Origin of the sequence: Nakamurella sp., assembly GCF_048594475.1 — a bacterium.
Classification (GTDB): Bacteria; Actinomycetota; Actinomycetes; order Mycobacteriales; family Nakamurellaceae; genus Nakamurella.
In genome coordinates this window covers 1-2,884 of record NZ_JBMDXT010000317.1, presented here as the reverse complement: position 1 = coordinate 2,884, position 2,884 = coordinate 1, and the positions used below count along the sequence as shown (strand labels likewise).

The window sequence follows — 2,884 nt, the reverse complement described above, 5'->3', positions numbered from 1 at the left end:
GCGCGGCCGGGTCGACGCGGTCTACCGGCTGCCGGACGACGGGCGCGGACCGTCACTGTAACCAAGCGGGCGGGCCCGGCCTGCTCCGAACGGGTTCCGGCGGGGGCCGCGCTCGCTCCGCCGGCCGGTGGGACCGGCCCGCGGGAACCCGGGGTCCGGGCTCGGGGTGAACCCCGAGGCGCCGGGTCGGGCGGTCCGGGGCCTGCCCGAATTGATCCCCGGGTTGATCGCGGTGGGTGGAACCTCGGCGGCCGACCTGGAACGATGAGTAACACCGCGAACGTGCGGGGGCGCGGGAGCGTGCAACTGGCGAGAGGACATCATCATGGCGAATCCCTTCACCAAGGCCTGGAAGTACCTGATGGCCCTGTTCTCGTCCAAGGTCGACGAATACGCCGATCCGAAGGTGCAGATCCAGCAGGCCATCGAGGACGCCCAGCGTCAGCACGCCGCCCTGTCCCAGCAGGCGGCGGCGGTGATCGGGAACCAGCGGCAGCTCGAGATGAAGCTGACCCGGCAGATGGGTGACGTCGAGCGGCTCTCGTCCTCGGCGCGGCAGGCCCTGGTGCTGGCCGACGAGCAGCGGGCCAAGGGCAACGCGGCCGAGGCCGACAAGTACGAGCAGACCGCGCAGGCCTTCGCCACCCAGCTGGTCGCCGCCGAGCAGCAGATGGAAGACCTGAAGAAGATGCACGACCAGGCCCTCCAGGCGGCGCAGCAGGCGAAGAAGGCGGTCGAGAACAACGCCATGCAGCTCCAGTCCAAGCTGGCCGAGCGCACCAAGCTGCTCTCCCAGCTGGAGCAGGCGAAGATGCAGGAGCAGGTGTCGGCCTCCCTGCAGTCGATGTCGGCGCTGCAGGCGCCGGGCAACACGCCGTCGCTGGACGAGGTGCGGGAGAAGATCGAACGGCGGTACGCCAACGCGTTGGGCGCGGCCGAACTGCACTCCGACTCGGTCGAGGGCCGGATGCTCGAGGTGCAGAAGTCGACGCTCGACATGGCCGGGTCCGCCCGGCTCGACCAGCTGCGGGCGCAGCTGCATCCCGAGCTGGCGGCCCAGCAGCCCCGGTCGATCGACGGCGCGACCGGCACCACGGCCGCACCGGCCACGCCGGCGGCGTTGCCCAACCAGCAGACCTGATGGCGGCGGTTCCGATGCGCAAGACCGCTGTCGAGGTCTTCTCCTCCGGCGCCGTCGTCGGATCGGGGCTGGACCTGGCCGCCCAGGTCGGGGCGACGGCCGCCGAGGCGGTGCGGTCGCGTCGTGAACCGGCCCAGGTGGCCCGCCGGCGCCGGCGAGCCGCGCAACGACGGCTGCGCGCCTGGTCGGCGGCCTCCGTCGTCACCGTGGCCGGCGGGGCCGGGGTGGTGGCGATCGGCGGGCTCTCCGCGGCGGCGATCGTCGCGCTGGTGTTCCTGACCGTGGTGCTCACGCTGTGTGTGACCCGCGGTGTCCGGGCAGCATCTGACCTGCGGCAACGGACCCGTGTCGTGGCCGCCCTGCCGCCGCCGTCGCCCCGCCGGGTGGCGGTCGCCGCCGAGTTGCGGGGCCCGATGGCCCGGCTGGACGGCTACTCGGACGGTCTGCGTCGACTGGTCGCCATGATCGGGCTGGTGGAGGACGATTCGGTGCGCGCCGTCCGGGCCGAGGTGATCGCCGCCGCCGACGAGACCGAACGGCGGCTGCGCGACCGTGCGGCCCAGGCATCGACCCTGATCCGGGCCCGGCGACGGGCCGCCGCCGACGTCGGTGGCGGGCTCGACGGCACGATCGCCGAGATGCGGCGGGAGATCGAGGACGGGGTGGCCGGCTACGGCCGGCTGGTGGCCGCGGCGAACGAGGCCGCGACCGCCTCCCGGAGACTGGCCCAGGGTGACCCGGGCCGGCTCGACCCGAACACGGCCCCGCAGGTGGGTGGCGCCGCCGCGGGTGCGCTGGCGGCCCGTGGCCCGGGCGCGGCGGCCCCGGGGGTCGGGACGGGCCCCGGTTCGGCAGGGCCGTCCGGCGTCGGTCCGGGTCCGGCGCCGCTGACCGGTGCGCCTGAACTGGCCGACCGGATCGATCAGCTCAACGCCCTCGCGGACGGGATGCGCGAGCTCAGTCGCTGATCGCGGCCCGGCCGGAGCCCGAAGGGGTCCGGCCATCCGGATCGGCCCGGAAGGCCGGCCAGAGCACGTCGAACAGACGGTCCGCCAGATCGGCGCCGGTGGCCGGCACCCCGAGCCCGCGGGCCGGCATCAGCGCCGGGCCGACCAGGGCCAGCGCGGCGATCTCCACATCGAGGTCGGGCCGGAGGACGCCGCGCGCGACGCCCTCGCGCAGCAAGTCGTTGAGCCACCGGCGCCGCGGCACGATCACCCGGTCGAAATACTCCGCGTACAGGTCCGGCTGGCTCTCGCTGTACACCAGCATCCGCGGCGTGATCCGGCCCAGCAGACTTTCCGGGTCCCGGGTCGTCAGGTGGTGCAGGACCATGCGCAGGCAGTCCTCGATCGTCGGCGGCAGATGCGCCTTCGCTGCCATGAGCTCGTCGTTGAGCGAGGCGAGCGCGTCGATGACCAGTTCCTTCTTCCCCGGCCATCGCCGGTAGATGGTCGCCTTGCCCACCCCGGCACTCGCGGCGACCGCCTCGATCGTCAGGGCGTGATACCCCTCGTCGGCGAAGATCTCCAGCGTGGAGCCGATGATCGCCCGGTCGGCGCGGTGTTCCCGCGGCCGTCCGGGCTTGCGGGCCGCCGGTCCCGTCGCCGCGGCCCGACCGGCCTCGGCCGGCGGCACGGGCTCCGGCCCCTCGCCCGTCGGCGCATCGCCCGCCGGCGTATCGCCGGTCCGGGCATCGTCCGGCGGCAGGCCGCCCGCCCGCGCATCGCCGGCCCGGGCATC

General features: G+C 74.3%; 3 protein-coding genes. 2 read left to right on the top strand and 1 reads right to left on the bottom strand.

What is annotated here, in order from left to right; all coding sequences use genetic code 11:
• Positions 1-325 precede the first annotated feature (325 nt).
• On the top strand, positions 326-1,141 hold the full coding sequence (locus ACOJUF_RS14465) for a PspA/IM30 family protein (RefSeq protein ID WP_420122532.1): 816 nt from the start codon (positions 326-328) through the stop codon (positions 1,139-1,141).
• A 14-nt stretch (positions 1,142-1,155) separates the two neighbouring features.
• Positions 1,156-2,109, top strand: coding sequence for a phage shock envelope stress response protein PspM (pspM, locus tag ACOJUF_RS14460; protein WP_420122531.1), 954 nt, complete (start codon positions 1,156-1,158; stop codon positions 2,107-2,109).
• On the opposite strand, the gene ACOJUF_RS14455 is transcribed toward pspM, so the two are convergent.
• Positions 2,099-2,884, bottom strand: a 786-nt coding sequence (locus ACOJUF_RS14455) for a TetR/AcrR family transcriptional regulator (RefSeq protein WP_420122530.1), incomplete at its 5' end; no start/stop codon positions are given. The two genes, pspM and ACOJUF_RS14455, sit on opposite strands and share 11 nt — an antisense overlap.

Bases quoted from the DNA above. Each gene is read 5' to 3' on its own strand.
- ACOJUF_RS14465 (WP_420122532.1), top strand. From the start codon at position 326: ATGGCGAATCCCTTCACCAAGGCCTGGAAGTACCTGATGGCCCTGTTC.
- pspM (WP_420122531.1), top strand. From the start codon at position 1,156: ATGCGCAAGACCGCTGTCGAGGTCTTCTCCTCCGGCGCCGTCGTCGGA.